Source organism: Pseudomonas sp. FG35, from assembly GCF_057809295.1.
The window spans coordinates 80,456-95,175 of the sequence record NZ_JBMDJR010000007.1 but is presented as its reverse complement, the minus strand read 5'-3'; the positions used below and the strand labels follow the sequence as shown (position 1 = coordinate 95,175).

Sequence of the window (14,720 nt, the reverse complement as noted above, 5' to 3'; positions counted from 1 at the left end):
CCTCCAACGACAACAAATCTGCCGAGACTTTTCCCATGATCGAATCCGTCGAATCCTTCCTCGCCCGTCTGAAAAAACGCGATCCGGATCAACCCGAATTCCACCAGGCCGTCGAAGAAGTCCTGCGCAGCCTGTGGCCGTTTCTCGAAGCCAATCCGCACTATCTGACCTCGGGGATTCTGGAGCGTATCTGTGAGCCGGAGCGGGCGGTGGTGTTCCGGGTGTCGTGGGTCGACGATCAGGGCAAGGTCCAGGTCAATCGCGGTTTCCGCATCCAGATGAACAGCGCCATCGGCCCTTACGAGGGCGGTTTGCGTTTCCATCCTTCGGTGAATCTGGGCGTGTTGAAATTCCTCGCCTTCGAGCAGACCTTCAAGAATTCCCTGACCTCGTTGCCCATGGGCGGCGGCAAGGGCGGTTCGGACTTCGATCCGAAGGGCAAGAGCGACGCCGAAGTCATGCGTTTCTGCCAGGCGTTCATGAGCGAACTGTACCGCCACATCGGTGCCGACGTGGACGTGCCGGCCGGTGATATCGGTGTCGGCGCGCGGGAGATCGGGTTCCTGTTCGGCCAGTACAAACGCCTGAGCAACCAGTTCACCAGCGTGCTGACCGGCAAGGGCATGACCTACGGCGGCAGCCTGATCCGCCCGGAGGCCACCGGTTTCGGTTGCGTGTACTTCGCCGAGGAAATGCTCAAGCGCCGCGAGCAGACCGTCGAAGGCAAACGCGTGGCGATCTCCGGTTCCGGCAACGTCGCGCAGTACGCAGCCCGCAAGGTGATGGATCTGGGCGGCAAGGTGATTTCCCTCTCCGACTCCGAAGGCACGCTGTATTGCGAGGCGGGCCTGAGCGAAGAACAGTGGCTGGCGCTGCTGGAACTGAAGAACGTCAAGCGCGGACGGATCAGCGAATTGGCTTCCGCCTTCGGCCTGGAGTTCCGCGCCGGTCAATTGCCATGGTCGTTGCCGTGCGACATCGCGCTGCCATGCGCGACCCAGAACGAACTCGACGCCGAAAGCGCCCGCACCTTGCTGCGCAACGGCTGCGTCTGCGTGGCCGAAGGCGCGAACATGCCGACCACCCTTGAGGCTGTGGATATCTTTATCGAGGCCGGGATTCTGTTCGCGCCGGGCAAGGCCTCGAATGCCGGCGGCGTGGCGGTCAGCGGGCTGGAGATGTCGCAGAACGCCATGCGCCTGCTGTGGACGGGCGGCGAGGTGGACAGCAAGTTGCACGGGATCATGCAGTCGATCCACCACGCCTGTGTGCACTACGGCGAGGAAAACGGCCGGATCAACTACGTCAAAGGCGCGAACATCGCCGGCTTCGTCAAAGTCGCCGACGCGATGCTCGCCCAAGGCGTGGTTTAAGCAACGGGGCTCAAGAGCGCTCGATGCGGATCACTTCAATCAGCTGATCACCGGCCGGGCGCTGCCACAGCACTTCATCGTTGAGCCGCGCGCCAAGCAGCGCACGGCCCAGCGGTGAGGCCCAGTTGATCAGGCCGTTGGCCGCATCGGCCTGATCCTCGCCGACCAGTTGCACCCGGCGCTCGGTGCCGTGTTCGTCGGCGTAGGTCACCCAACTGCCGATCTGCACCTTGTCGTTCGACGTCGGGGCCGGCGCGACCTGAGCGCTGGCGACCCGTTGATTGAAATAACGCAAATCCCGTTCGAGATCGGCCAGCCGCTGCTTGTCGGCCTGTTCGCCCTTGGCGGACTGTTCGGCGTGCAGGCTTTGCAGTTCGGCGAGTTTCGTCTGCAACTGGGTAAGTCCTTGCGGCGTGACGTAGTTGGGCTGGGTGCTGACCTGCCGTTCGACCGGCTGATCGGCTTGCGCAGCGGCGTTGTCTTCGTTGACGAAAGCGCGACTCATGGTGGGCTCCTGTTATAGCCGTTGGGCCATGGTCGCAGGCAAAAGGTTTCGCTGGATGTCTGGAAGCGACCTACTGCGAACGATAAGCCCGCGCTGCGCCCTGATCCTTCTCCTGCTGCCAGGCGCGCTCGCGTTCGTCCCAGTGTTCGTTGCGATACTGTTCGCGATCCTTGTTTTCCAGCATCGCCTGACACTGGCGGAAGCCGTCGCTCCAGCCTTCGGCGTATTGCTTGTCCTTGAGATAACGCGGCACGTTCTTGCGAAACTCGCCGCTGATCGAGCCGGCGGCCTGGCGACCGCTGATGCAACCGTCATCGAAACCGTCAGCGAACGCCGGTGGATAACCCTTGGCAATCAGATCTTCGTGGGTGCTCTGACAGCCACCCAGCAACAGCAACACGCCCGCAAAAAACACACACCGCCACATCACACTCTCCCGGGCCGTCAAACGGCTGATAAGGAAAGTCTAGAAGCGGATTCGTCGATGGGTCGTGAAAGAAAGATCAAAACCTCAGTAGTGATACCACTTCACTTCCAGCATCACTTCGGTCTCCGGCGTGGCCAGATGGCTGAACTCACGCTGGGCGCTCAGGCGCAGGCCGAGGTTGCGCGACAATTCCCACTGTTGGTTCAGACTCAGGCTGCGGCGCACTTCACCGTTGAAGAAGTAATCGCCTTTGGCCTCCAGGCTAAGATTGCCCAACGGGTTTTTCCACAGCACGCCGGTATTGAAACCGCCTGCGGGGGAAACGAACTCGGCGAAATCATTGTTGTGTTCAACGCGCACCGTGCCGAGGGCGAACCCCAGCACATCGTCACCCAACGCCCAGGTGCCGCCACCGCCACCGTTGACGTGGCTGACCAACGTCTCGTCGTCATGCTTGCCCGGCACCCGTTCAAGACCACCGGTGACTTGCCACGACAGCGGTTGCAACAGCGCATTGCGCGGCGTCAGCGAGCGGATGGTCGCCAGATCCAGCTGCTGGAACTGCCAGTGATTGCCTTCGTACTGGCGCAGCTTCATCTGCAGGATTTCGATCTGTGCGCCGAGGGGGAAACTCTCGGCGTTGTCGTTGAGGTCGTGATAGGCCATGCGCAAGCCGTACTCGCCGAATGCGCGGTCACCGCGAGTGCCGAGACCGGCCTGCCAGGTGCGCGATTCGTGTCCGTCTTCGGGCAGGCCCGGTTGGGGAATCTGCAGCTCCGGCGCCGGGTTCTTGTTGATCGCCCGCAGCAGTTCGAAACTGCGCTGGGCGCGCTGTGGATCCCTTTCCTGGCCGTTGGCGCGGTAGCGCTCCAGCCGATACGCCGCGTCAACAATCAGCGCCTGGCGATCCCGAGGCAGGGCCTTGAAGGCCGGGTCCTGCAATTGCTGTTGATCGGCGCTGACTTTCAGCACCCAGTCCTGTTCTTCGCCGCTCAGGGGCTCGGCGCGGCTGAGCAGTTCGCGCTCGCGGGACGGGCGGTATTCGATGTGCTCGACCAGACCGGCTTCCTTCACCGCTTTGACGGTGTCGGTGGGGATCGCCGTCAGCGGGAATTGCTCGGTCAGGCGCAGACTTGGGCGCGCCACCTGCAACAGTTCCAGCAGACGATAGGAGCAGTTTTCATCGAAGAAGAAGTAGTCGAACTGGATCTGCTTCAGCTCCCACACATGCTCGACCATCCGCGCTGTTTCGGCTTGCGTCAGATTGAGCCGGTATTCCCACAGGTCGCGGTTTTCAAGGCTGCGGTATTCCGAGAGTTTTTCCTGATAGGGCACCAGCGCGAACAGTCCCGGATAGCCACCCATCAGGCCTTTCCAGGCGTAAAGAATGCTGTTGTCCGAGCCTTCGATGTAGGCGCCGAAGTTGATCGCGTAACTGAGCAACGAAGTCTTGTCGCTTTGCACGTCGGCCTGGTCGATGCGCAGCAGGGTATGGCCGAACATCGACGACGGGCTGTTGAGATAGGCCGCCGGGAAAATCATCACTGCGCTGTGGGGCGAGACGTCCTTGAACCATTTCTTGAATTCGGCGCAGTCCGGCGTCGGCAGGTCGGTCAGGTTGAGTTGATCTTTCAGCCAGCGGGTGCGTGCCGGGTAGACGCACTGGGCGTGTTGCTCACCGAGACTGGCGGGGGCGTACAGCGCTTGCACGGTAGCGGCCAGCTCATGGTCGGGGTGTTCGTTGCCGTCGGGGGCGAGGAAGAATTTTTTGTCGCTGACGTAGCTGCGCCAGCCACCGAGCTTGGCGGTTTCGTAATGACCGAGGGAAATCCAGAAGCGGTCGTTGGCCAGTTGCTGCAAACGTTGAGGGTCGATGTGGGGCGCGGCGGACAGCGGGGCGCAGACACACAGCGCCAGCCAGGCAAGGCGTTTGAGCATAAATGGCAACTTAAGTCGAAAGAAACAAAGACCCAAGGAGGGCGGGCCGAAAAAATAAAACCCGCTTCCCGAAGGAAGCGGGTGGGTCGAGCTTAAGCCTGAGTCGCGTACTTGGCCAGACGTGGGTCTGCCTTCAGAACGGCCAGGGTGTTGGTATGCACGTCTTCAGCGGTCACGTCAGCCTTGCTGAAGATCTGCTGGAAGTGCTCGTGAGTGACAGCAGCGAAGTGCGCACGGTCTTCCGGCGCCACGCCCAGTACCACGGCATAGGTCGTCAGCGCTTCGCCGTTGCCTTTTGCCATGTCTTCGGACAGCTCGTTCATCATGCCATTCATGGCAAACCAGGATTTGCCGCCATAGGTCAGCGAAGCGTTGGTGGAGCAACCGTTGGTGCCGGACGTCATGCCGAACGTGGCGTTGCCGGAGGTGCCGTTGGTGGTGGATGCCAGGAAGTGAGCCGGGGTGCCACGCTGACCTTCGAACAGCATGTTGCCCCAACCGCAATCCGGGCCGCCTGGAGCTTGCGCCATTGCGTTGATGGATACAGCGGTGAAGAGAGTACCGAGAAGAATCCGTTTCATAGCTTTGTTCTCTTTATGTGCATACCAATGGACAGGGTTCTGGCCCCCCAAGCTCTGTACGAAACAGATCCAAACGAAGCCAGTGGGCCGGTATTAGTTCCAGCCGCGCAGTTTGGAGTTTAGGCACGTTCCCGGGGTTCCGTGATTTTTTACAAAAGATTTGGTGATAACCCCGGTTTTACTGGGGCAGTGTCATGGTTGGCCGGTTGTCTATGCTTTGTCGTGTGGCGCGCCTTGCCAGTGGGGCTCGGGCAGCGCCAGAATGCCGCTATCTGCCCCGCCTGATTGTTAAGGAAGCCCGATGCCTGATCCTGTTGCTGCCAGCTTGCGTCTAGCGCCCGAAGCGCTGACCCGTCCGTTTTCCGCTGAACAGTTCAGCTTCACTACCACCAATGATCTGGAGCCCTTTCGCGGTGTGCTTGGCCAGGAACGTGCGGTCGAAGCCTTGCAGTTCGGTGTGGCCATGCCACGCCCCGGTTACAACGTGTTCGTCATGGGCGAGCCCGGCACCGGCCGGTTCTCGTTCGTCAAACGCTACCTGAAGGCCGAAGGCAAACGCCTGCAGACCCCGGCGGACTGGGTCTACGTCAACAATTTCGATGAGCCGCGCGAGCCCCGTGCGCTGGAACTGCCATCGGGCACTGCCGGTGCTTTTATCGGCGATATCAACGGCCTGATCGACAACCTGCTGGCGACCTTTCCTGCGGTGTTCGAACACCCGTCCTACCAGCAGAAAAAAAGCGCCATCGACCGCGCCTTCAACCAGCGCTATGACAAGGCACTGGATGTCATCGAACGTCTGGCTTTGGAAAAAGACGTCGCCCTGTATCGCGACAGCAGCAACATTGCCTTCACCCCGATGCTCGAAGGCAAGGCGCTGGACGAAGCTGAATTCGCTCAATTGCCGGAAGCCGAGCGTGAACGCTTTCACGACGATATTTCCGCTCTCGAAGAACGCCTGAACGAAGAACTCGCCAGCCTGCCGCAGTGGAAGCGCGAGTCGAGCAACCAGCTGCGTCAGCTCAACGAAGAAACCATCACCCTGGCCTTGCAGCCCTTGCTCGCACCGCTGTCGGAAAAGTACGCGGAAAATGCGGCCGTCTGCGGTTACCTGCAAGCGATGCAGGTCTATCTGCTGAAAACCGTGGTCGAGCAACTGGTCGATGACAGCAAGACCGACGCCGTCGCCCGCAAGCTGCTGGAAGAGCAATACGCCCCGAGCCTGGTGGTTGGCCATCCGGCCAGCGGCGGTGCACCGGTGGTGTTCGAGCCGCATCCGACCTACGAAAACCTGTTCGGCCGCATCGAGTACACCACCGATCAGGGCGCGCTCTACACCACCTATCGCCAGCTGCGTCCGGGTGCGCTGCACCGCGCCAATGGCGGTTTCCTGATTCTTGAAGCGGAAAAAATGCTCGGTGAGCCGTTCGTATGGGATGCGCTCAAGCGCGCCCTGCAATCGCGCAAGCTGAAGATGGAATCGCCGCTGGGCGAGATGGGCCGTTTCGCCACCATGACGCTCAACCCGCAGCACATTCCGCTGCAGGTCAAAGTGATCATCATCGGTGCCCGTCAGCTGTATTACACGCTGCAGGACCTTGATCCGGACTTTCAGGAGATGTTTCGCGTTCTGGTGGACTTCGACGAAGACATCCCGATGGTCGACGAAAGCCTGGAGCAGTTCGCCCAGTTGCTGAAAACCCGAACTTCGGAAGAGGGCATGGCGCCGCTGACCGCCGACGCGGTGGCGCGCCTGGCGACCTACAGTGCGCGTCTGGCCGAACACCAGGGGCGTTTGTCGGCGCGGATCGGCGATCTGTTCCAGCTGGTCAGCGAGGCGGATTTCATCCGGCATCTGGCCAACGATGAAATGACCGACGCCGGCCACATCGAGCGTGCGCTCAAGGCCAAGGCCACTCGCACCGGTCGGGTGTCGGCGCGGATTCTCGACGACATGCTGGCGGGGATCATCCTGATCGACACCGACGGCGCGGCGGTCGGCAAGTGCAACGGGCTGACCGTGCTCGAAGTCGGTGACTCGGCGTTCGGCGTGCCGGCGCGGATTTCCGCCACGGTGTACCCGGGCGGCAGCGGCATCGTCGACATCGAACGTGAGGTCAACCTCGGCCAGCCGATCCACTCCAAGGGCGTGATGATCCTCACCGGGTATCTGGGCAGCCGTTACGCCCAGGAATTCCCGCTGGCGATTTCCGCGAGCATCGCGCTGGAGCAATCCTACGGCTACGTCGATGGCGACAGTGCGTCGCTGGGCGAGGCGTGCACGCTGATTTCGGCGTTGTCGAAAACCCCGCTCAAGCAATGCTTCGCGATCACCGGCTCGATCAACCAGTTCGGTGAAGTGCAGGCGGTGGGCGGGGTCAACGAGAAGATCGAAGGCTTCTTCCGTCTCTGCGAAGCGCGCGGGCTGACGGGCGAGCAGGGCGCGATCATTCCGCAGGCCAACGTCGCCACCTTGATGCTCGATGAGAAGGTGCTGGCAGCGGTGCGTGCCGGGCAGTTCCACGTTTACGCGGTGCGTCAGGCCGACGAAGCGTTGAGCCTGCTGGTGGGCGAGCCGGCCGGTGAGCCGAACGAACAGGGCGAATTTCCGGAAGGCAGCGTCAACGCGCGGGTGGTGGAGCGTCTGCGGGTGATTGCCGAGATGATCAGCGAAGAGGATCTGAAGGAGGCCGAGAAGGAACTGGCGCAGGAGGCGCTGGCGGAGGCCAAACCGGCCTGAGTCAGCGGCAGTCAAAAAAACGGGAGTCTTGGCTCCCGTTTTTGTTTTGTCGCGAACGTCGGCAAAAGTGCCATCACTCTGGCGTCAATATTCACACAATGACCATTCGGCGCCTTCTGGTTCTGGGCGGCTTGCGCGGCGGACTTTTCTTCTATTCTCTGCTCAAGGACATCGACAGTATCACTGGATCGAAACAGCTCTTCAGCAAGGGCTGAACACCGGCTTTACCGAGGGTCGCCGCCATGTCGCGCAACCTCTGCCTCACCCGTCAATGCCTGGGTCTCGTGACCCGTATCGAATGCGCCATCAAGCCGTTGGCCGGCGATAACGGCATGTGGACATTGCTCTTCGCCGCCGGCATGGCTGGTGAACAACCTTCCGCCATCAAAGCCCAGGGCCCGTTTCACGGGCCGATCGCCGCCGAGTCGATTCTCGACACCATCGTTGAAAGCCTGACGATGCACGGCTATGAGCTGGCCAATGATCCACAGATCTGGTCGTTGCATCTGCAGGCGCAGTTGCGGCAGATCAACGGTGGGCGCGGACGCAGTATCGGCACTTTCGATCACTAGAGTGCCGATCATCAGCGCCGATCAGGGTGCAGCGCCCTGGGTCTGCGCCTTGTCGAGTTTGACCTCAAAGCCGTATTGCACGGTGGCGAGGTCGGTTCGCTGGTAGGTTTCCACGTGCGTCGGACGGCCATAGAAATAATGCACGCCGAATAACGCCGGCCCTTCCGCGCTCGCGTCGTGGCTGACCGACAGAATCTGCTTCAGGTAATGACCGCTGTCGTCCTTGACGAAGAAGCGCCATTCGTTGGCCGGGTATCGCTTCAAATCCACCACCAACGCGTTGTTCCTGATTTCCAGACCTTTGGGCAGGGCCTTGGCTTCATAAGCCTGTTTGTCCACCGTGGCCAGGAACAACGGCATCGAGCCGACGGCAATCGCCGGGGTTTCCGGGAACAGGTTCAGGTCGTAGGTGATGGTCGCCTGTAGTGGATCGACCTGGTATGCCTCGGGCGGCAGCTCGATGGGCTCGTCGAGTTTGCCGTTGTGCTTTTCAGTGAAGAACGTCACCGGGCTTTCGCCGGGGCTGAAGTCGTCGCCGAGCATTTCATCATTGAAGGTTTTGCGGTGGTCGAATTCGATGCGCGCGGCGCTTGGTTCTTCAACCGACTGGCGGATATGAACGCCGCTTTTCAGCTGTTCTTCAGTCAGGGACGCGCCTTTGAGCCATTCGGGAGCCTGATCGTCGTAGACAGTGATCGGCAGGTCGAGCGGCTGCACGGCTTTTTCCGTGGTATGCGGATCGAATTCGCGCACCGGCAGGTCCAGCGCCTTGCGGGTGACGGTCGCCTCGGAAAAATCCAGCAGGCTGACTTCGAGGGTGTCGATCGGGCCGTTGAAGTACACCTTGTTGTAGTGGTGCGGATGCTGTTGCTCAAAGGCCTGTTGTTCATCGTCCAGCTTTTTTTCCAGCGCCTCGCTCCAGGCTTTTTGCTGCTGCAGGTACGCCAACTGCTTTTGATAGAACGCCACCTGCTCGGGGTTTTCGTTGATGGCGCCGGCACGCACCAGATATTGGCCCGTCGAGTCGCGGGCCTGAACGATCAACGGATTGAGCCGGGTGTTGGCGACTTCCGGGGCGAGCGGCAGCTGGTTGCTGAACTCGAGTTCGGCGTAGTGCGTGTCCAGTTTCAGCAGGGTCACGCTGAGGTTGCCGTCGGAGCGGGTCTGGCCGACGTCCTTTTTGTCCAGGTTGAAACTGTGCAGGCGTTTCGGGGCGATGACTTCCACCTGGCCTTGCAGGCTGACCGGGCGCGGCAGGTTCTTCTTGTCGACATTCAGCCCTTCGATGAACGGGTAGGTGACGGTCAGGTCATCGGGGTTGGTGACGTTGGAGCTGGACGGACTCAACTGAATGCCCGGATCGGTCTCCGACCATTCCGGCTGATAGGCGATGATCCGTTTGTTGCTCAGGGTCACCGAATGCCATTCCACGCCATGGGGGAACAGAAAACCGCCGGGGATGTTGAGCACGAAGGGGAACACCGGCTGCAGGTCGGTGAGGTAATCGGAACTGGAGTCCTTGTGCAGCACGAACAGGCCATTGATGAACGTGTCGACCAGCGCCTGGGGTGTTGGGTAATGCCTGAGCACGCCGAGAGCGTCCTCGCCGTATTCGGTGCGGGGCGGTTTGTTGTCGAGCTTCTGTTGTGCGCGTTCAAGCAACAGCAGCGAACCGCCGAGTTCGGTCACGGCGTCCTTGAGTTTCGGGTCGGTGATGGCGTCCAGCGATTGCTCGAACCGCGCAGTCTTTTCTTCGAGGCTGACGGCGGGTTTTTCATCGCCGGGCGAACACCCGCCAAGCAATATGGCGAGACAAATTCCGGCAGTCGTTATCGGCAATCGCACATCCATTTCCAGTCGTCCTGTCCACTGTCGCTGGGCTGTCAATGGTTTGGACACTAGCAGAAAAACTTTGACACACACACGCAGGTGGCGGATTTCCGGGCGGTTTCTGGCTGTCATGGGCGGCTGGTATACTCGCCGCCGATTTCAACCCTTCTTGTGTGAGAGTCAATGGAACGCTTTATCGAAAATGCAATGTACGCCACGCGCTGGCTGCTGGCGCCGATCTACATCGGGCTGTCCCTGGGGCTGCTGGCGCTGGCATTGAAATTCTTCCAGGAAGTGTTTCATGTCATTCCCAATGTCTTCTCCATGGCCGAGTCCGAGCTGATTCTGGTGCTGCTGTCGCTGATCGACATGGCGCTGGTCGGTGGCTTGCTGGTGATGGTGATGATTTCCGGCTACGAGAACTTCGTGTCCGAGCTGAACATCGATGAAGGCAAGGAAAAGCTCAGCTGGCTGGGCACCATGGACTCCTCGTCACTGAAGATGAAAGTGGCGGCGTCGATCGTGGCGATCTCCTCGATCCACCTGCTGCGGATCTTCATGGATGCCAAGAATGTCGATCCCGAACACCTGATGTGGTACGTGATCATTCACATGACCTTCGTGATTTCGGCGTTCGCCATGGGTTATCTGGACAAGCTCACCAAGCACTGATGCGCTGTCGTTGGCTGTAACAAAACCGCCCGTCTGTTGCGAAACAGACGGGCGGTGTCGTTTGTGGCTTGTACTTTGTTCGGCCGAGGCATATCCCTGTAGGTCTCAAGGCTTGCCACCGCGTGAGGTGCGTTCATGAACCTGCAAGAACTGAATGCGTTTGCCGTCGCCAGAAAGGTCGACGAACTGAACCTGATCTCCATGGAAGGCGGAATCTATCTGCTTGAAGCCCGGATGCATGGTGCGGCGTACCCGCTGAGCGATGCGCAGGGAAAAATGCTGACACTGCGTTCGGTCGAGCATGCCCGGGATGTGCTGCATAACTTTCCGATGCTGCCGTTCAACCTGGTGCACACCTCGGTGCACGATGAAATGTGCGGTCTTGGCGCCAGTGCCGAAGAAAGCCTGAAGGTGCCGCTGGCCTGGCGGTCCGCACTGTAGGCCCAGGGGCCTGATCATTGCCGGAACATCTGTGCTAGTCTGCTCGCCCTTTTGGTTCCGGGCGCGCCGGGACGCGCTGTGTACGCACGGCGTGTTCCGAGGCCGTCCGCACAGCGGAGCAGTGTCATGTCCGAAGTAAATCTGTCCACCGACGAAACCCGCGTCAGCTACGGTATCGGCCGTCAGCTGGGTGACCAGCTGCGCGACAACCCGCCACCGGGTGTCAGCCTGGACGCCATCCTGGCCGGTCTGACCGACGCATTCGCCGGCAAGGAAAGCCGTGTCAGCCAGGAAGCCATGTCCGCCAGCTTCAAGGTGATCCGCGAGATCATGCAAGCTGAAGCCGCTGCCAAGGCTGAAGCCGCCGCAGGCGAAGGTCTGGCATTCCTGGCTGAAAACGCCAAGAAAGAAGGCATCACGACTTTGGCATCCGGCCTGCAGTTCGAAGTGCTGACTCAGGGTGAAGGCGCCAAGCCATCCCGTGAAGACACCGTGCGTACTCACTACCACGGCACACTGATCGACGGCACTGTGTTCGACAGCTCCTACGAGCGCGGCCAGCCGGCTGAATTCCCGGTCGGTGGCGTTATCGCGGGCTGGACCGAAGCCCTGCAACTGATGAATGCCGGCAGCAAATGGCGTCTGTACGTGCCGAGCGAACTGGCTTACGGCGCTCAAGGCGTTGGCAGCATCCCGCCGCACAGCGTTCTGGTATTTGACGTCGAGCTGCTCGAGGTTCTGTAATCCCGTTACCCTGCACAAGCGTGGCTTGTGCAGGGTTTCTCCGCGTTTTTCATACTTCGATCTTGTTGTGCAGTTCACTGGTCGGGCGCAAGGCCCGGGCATAGCAGAACAGGAACAGATTGCGCACCAGCTCCTTGAGCACCAATGGCTCGCTGGAACTCAGGCCGCTGACGTCCAGATCCCCTTGATCCTGCAACTCGTGCAGGGCTTCTTCTTCCAGTACGGCACAGACTTCACCGGTTTCCCGATGCAGGATTCTGAGGTACGGGTGCGGGCGATCCAGCCAGGCGTCGATCAAATAAGTCATGGGTCTCATCTCCATTGAAAGGGTTTCAATGAGAATAATTCTTATTCGTCAAATAGCAAGCGCCTATTGGCGGTTTGTGATTTTTTGCGGGTAAAGATTGCGTAAGGTCAAAACAGCTGGCGTTTGGCTATCGCGAGGATTTGCTGGGGATTGCGGGGGGGTGAAGCTCCATCCCACGGCGGGCGCGGGATGGAAGACAGCAGACTCAGACTTTTCTGACGAACTCGGATTTGAGTTTCATCGGGCCGATGCCGTCGATCTTGCAGTCGATGTCGTGATCGCCATCGCACAGGCGGATGTTCTTGACCTTGGTGCCGACCTTGACCACCAGCGAGGTGCCTTTGACCTTCAGGTCCTTGATCACGGTGATGGTGTCGCCGTCTTGCAGGACGTTACCGACCGAATCTTTCTTCACGGCATCATCGGACGTCACTTCGGCTTCACCGCCGGCAGACCACTCGTGGGCGCACTCCGGGCACACCAGTTGGGTGCCGTCTTCGTAGGTGTATTCGGAATTGCATTTCGGGCAGGGTGGCAACGTGCTCACTAAGGCTCCTTGGAGAGGGGATCGCTAAAAGTCGCACATTGTATAGGGTTTTAACCGCTGATGGCAGGCAACAAAAAACCGCAGGCTCCAACGGAGGCTGCGGTTTTTTGATGACGCGATGCTGATCAGTGCGTGCGGGCGACCGCGAACTCGCTCAGCTCAACCAGTGCATCGCGGTATTCGCTGGCCGGCAGCGCGTCGAGGCACTTGATCGCGCGAGCCACGTAATCACGGGCCAGTTGCGCGGTGTATTCCAGCGAACCGGAGGCTTCCACGGCGATACGGATGCTTTCCAGGTCTTCGATCCCGCCTTTCTGGATCGCCTGGCGTACCAGTGCGGCTTGCTCCGGCGTGCCTTCGCGCATGGTGTAGATCAGCGGCAGGGTCGGCTTGCCTTCGGCCAGATCGTCACCGACGTTCTTGCCCAGGGTTTCGGCGTCGCCCTTGTAGTCGAGCAGGTCGTCGACCAGCTGGAACGCAACGCCCAGGTGGTCACCGAAAGTGCGTAGGGCTTCGCTCTGCTCGGCGGTCGCGCCAGCCAGTGCTGCGGCGCTGTGTGTCGAAGCCTCGAAGAGCATCGCGGTCTTGCCGCGGATGACTTCCATGTAGGTTTCTTCGGTGGTGCTGGCGTCGCGAACCTTGGACAGTTGCAGCACTTCGCCTTCGGCGATGATGCGCGTGGCCTGGGACAGGATTTTCATCACCGGCATCGAGCCCAGTTCGACCATCATCTCGAACGAGCGCGAGTACAGGAAGTCGCCGACCAGCACGCTCGGGGCGTTGCCCCACATGGCGTTGGCGGTCGAACGGCCACGGCGCATGCCGGACATGTCGACCACGTCGTCATGCAGCAGGGTGGCGGTGTGCAGGAATTCGATGGTGGCGGCCAGCAGGCGCATGTCGTCGCCTTCGCGACCCAGGGCCTTGCCACACAGCAGCACCAATAAAGGACGCAGGCGTTTGCCGCCGGCCGACGTGATGTAATCGCCGATTTTCGATACCAGCGGCACTCGGGAAGTCAGCTGCTTCTTGATGATGCCGTCGACGGCGCTAAAATCGTCCGCCACCGCGCGGTAGAAAGCTTGGGGTTGCATCAGCGACAGGTGCTCCAGAAGGGTTGCGCGGCATGCTAGGACCCGCGTCCGGGCCTGTCAAGGCGCGATGGATGGCCCCTTGCATGACTTTGAAGGCTTGCGTACAATCGCGCACCCTGAACTTCCTGGGCAGCACCTGCCTTACGCAATTGCACTTGGGCCGTTCCAGCCCCATGCAGCCATGCCAGCCAATACCTCTTCTTATAAAGAGCTGGGTGAGCAGGATTATCGGAGAAATACCATGTACGCAGTAATCGTTACCGGCGGTAAGCAATACAAGGTCGCTGAAGGTGAATACCTGAAGATCGAAAAACTGGAAGTCGCTACTGGCGAATCCGTGACTTTTGACCGCGTTCTGTTGGTCGCCAACGGCGACGACGTGAATATCGGCGCACCTGTTGTTGCTGGCGCAACCGTCAAGGCTGAAGTGATCTCCCAAGGTCGTCACGATAAAGTCCGCATCATCAAGTTCCGTCGCCGTAAGCACCACATGAAGCGTATGGGCCACCGCCAGTGGTTCACCGAGATCAAAATCACCGGTATTCAGGCTTAATTTCAGCCTAATTCCTCACTAGGAGAATTGAACTCATGGCACACAAAAAAGCTGGTGGTAGTACCCGTAACGGTCGCGACTCAGAAGCCAAACGCCTTGGCGTGAAGATGTATGGCGGCCAGGTCATCAAGGCCGGCAACATCATCGTGCGTCAGCGCGGCACCCAATTTCACGCTGGCTACGGCGTTGGCATGGGTAAAGATCACACCCTCTTCGCGAAAATCGAAGGCGTGATCAAGTTTGAAGTAAAAGGCGCCTTCGGTCGTCGTTACGTGAGCGTTGTCGCAGCCTAACTGCGAGAGTGCTGGAGAAGCCCTGTCTTGCGACGGGGCTTTTTCGTTTGTGGGGTGAGTCTCTTGCAAAGCTGTTTGTATGGGCTGCCGGCGTGCGATGCAG

At 60.0% G+C, this 14,720-nt stretch carries 16 protein-coding genes; 8 read left to right on the top strand and 8 right to left on the bottom strand.

Annotated features, from left to right (window positions below):
- Positions 1 to 35 precede the first annotated feature (35 nt).
- Positions 36 to 1,373, top strand: a complete 1,338-nt coding sequence (gene gdhA, locus ACODTD_RS15525) for an NADP-specific glutamate dehydrogenase (RefSeq protein ID WP_489104985.1) — start codon at positions 36 to 38, stop codon at positions 1,371 to 1,373.
- 10 nt (positions 1,374 to 1,383) lie between these two features.
- On the opposite strand, the gene ACODTD_RS15520 is transcribed toward gdhA, so the two are convergent.
- The 4 genes from ACODTD_RS15520 to ACODTD_RS15505 all read right to left on the bottom strand — a co-directional run bounded on the left by ACODTD_RS15520 (position 1,384) and on the right by ACODTD_RS15505 (position 4,824).
- Entirely contained in the window at positions 1,384 to 1,878 is a 495-nt protein-coding gene (locus tag ACODTD_RS15520) for a GreA/GreB family elongation factor (protein ID WP_489104984.1), read from the bottom strand.
- A 70-nt stretch (positions 1,879 to 1,948) separates the two neighbouring features.
- A complete protein-coding gene (locus ACODTD_RS15515) occupies positions 1,949 to 2,305 on the bottom strand; it encodes a hypothetical protein (RefSeq protein ID WP_011336018.1) in 357 nt (118 codons plus the stop codon).
- 84 nt (positions 2,306 to 2,389) lie between these two features.
- Positions 2,390 to 4,243, bottom strand: a complete 1,854-nt coding sequence (locus ACODTD_RS15510; protein ID WP_489104983.1) for an Lnb N-terminal periplasmic domain-containing protein — start codon at positions 4,241 to 4,243, stop codon at positions 2,390 to 2,392.
- A 92-nt stretch (positions 4,244 to 4,335) separates the two neighbouring features.
- The gene (locus ACODTD_RS15505; RefSeq protein ID WP_007950971.1) at positions 4,336 to 4,824 is read right to left on the bottom strand and encodes a DUF3015 domain-containing protein; all 489 of its coding nucleotides are present in this window, start codon (positions 4,822 to 4,824) and stop codon (positions 4,336 to 4,338) included.
- Positions 4,825 to 5,125: 301 nt separating this feature from the next.
- Here ACODTD_RS15505 and ACODTD_RS15500 point away from each other — a divergent pair, with 301 nt between their 5' ends.
- Complete coding sequence (locus tag ACODTD_RS15500) at positions 5,126 to 7,564, top strand: Lon protease family protein (protein WP_011336016.1); 2,439 nt, start codon at positions 5,126 to 5,128, stop codon at positions 7,562 to 7,564.
- Positions 7,565 to 7,806: 242 nt separating this feature from the next.
- Positions 7,807 to 8,136, top strand: a complete 330-nt coding sequence (locus tag ACODTD_RS15495) for a PA4575 family protein (protein ID WP_007950969.1) — start codon at positions 7,807 to 7,809, stop codon at positions 8,134 to 8,136.
- 21 nt (positions 8,137 to 8,157) lie between these two features.
- Here ACODTD_RS15495 and ACODTD_RS15490 read toward each other — a convergent pair whose 3' ends face one another.
- Entirely contained in the window at positions 8,158 to 9,987 is a 1,830-nt protein-coding gene (locus ACODTD_RS15490) for a hypothetical protein (protein ID WP_011336015.1), read from the bottom strand.
- Between the two features lie 162 nt (positions 9,988 to 10,149).
- Between ACODTD_RS15490 and ACODTD_RS15485 the strand changes: the two genes are divergently transcribed.
- The 3 genes from ACODTD_RS15485 to bamJ all read left to right on the top strand — a co-directional run bounded on the left by ACODTD_RS15485 (position 10,150) and on the right by bamJ (position 11,823).
- Positions 10,150 to 10,638, top strand: a complete 489-nt coding sequence (locus ACODTD_RS15485; protein ID WP_007950967.1) for a TIGR00645 family protein — start codon at positions 10,150 to 10,152, stop codon at positions 10,636 to 10,638.
- 135 nt (positions 10,639 to 10,773) lie between these two features.
- Positions 10,774 to 11,079: a DUF6482 family protein gene (locus ACODTD_RS15480; protein ID WP_011336014.1), complete on the top strand. Its 306-nt coding sequence runs from the start codon at positions 10,774 to 10,776 to the stop codon at positions 11,077 to 11,079.
- Positions 11,080 to 11,205: 126 nt separating this feature from the next.
- Positions 11,206 to 11,823 (top strand): BamJ family beta-barrel-assembly machinery protein, encoded by a 618-nt coding sequence (gene bamJ / locus ACODTD_RS15475; RefSeq protein WP_011336013.1) that lies wholly within the window; start codon positions 11,206 to 11,208, stop codon positions 11,821 to 11,823.
- A 49-nt stretch (positions 11,824 to 11,872) separates the two neighbouring features.
- Here bamJ and ACODTD_RS15470 read toward each other — a convergent pair whose 3' ends face one another.
- From ACODTD_RS15470 to ACODTD_RS15460, 3 genes are all read right to left on the bottom strand, one after another.
- The gene (locus ACODTD_RS15470; protein ID WP_007950964.1) at positions 11,873 to 12,130 is read right to left on the bottom strand and encodes a PA4570 family protein; all 258 of its coding nucleotides are present in this window, start codon (positions 12,128 to 12,130) and stop codon (positions 11,873 to 11,875) included.
- A 205-nt stretch (positions 12,131 to 12,335) separates the two neighbouring features.
- The gene (locus tag ACODTD_RS15465) at positions 12,336 to 12,677 is read right to left on the bottom strand and encodes a zinc ribbon domain-containing protein YjdM (protein ID WP_011336012.1); all 342 of its coding nucleotides are present in this window, start codon (positions 12,675 to 12,677) and stop codon (positions 12,336 to 12,338) included.
- 125 nt (positions 12,678 to 12,802) lie between these two features.
- Positions 12,803 to 13,771 carry a polyprenyl synthetase family protein gene (locus tag ACODTD_RS15460; protein ID WP_007950962.1) on the bottom strand — a complete coding sequence of 323 codons (969 nt, stop codon included), beginning with the start codon at positions 13,769 to 13,771 and terminating at the stop codon, positions 12,803 to 12,805.
- 241 nt (positions 13,772 to 14,012) lie between these two features.
- On the opposite strand from ACODTD_RS15460, the gene rplU reads away from it, so the two are divergent.
- Positions 14,013 to 14,324 carry a 50S ribosomal protein L21 gene (gene rplU / locus ACODTD_RS15455; RefSeq protein WP_003228361.1) on the top strand — a complete coding sequence of 104 codons (312 nt, stop codon included), beginning with the start codon at positions 14,013 to 14,015 and terminating at the stop codon, positions 14,322 to 14,324.
- A 35-nt stretch (positions 14,325 to 14,359) separates the two neighbouring features.
- Positions 14,360 to 14,617 (top strand): 50S ribosomal protein L27, encoded by a 258-nt coding sequence (gene rpmA / locus ACODTD_RS15450; RefSeq protein WP_003228360.1) that lies wholly within the window; start codon positions 14,360 to 14,362, stop codon positions 14,615 to 14,617.
- The last annotated feature ends 103 nt before the right edge of the window (positions 14,618 to 14,720 follow it).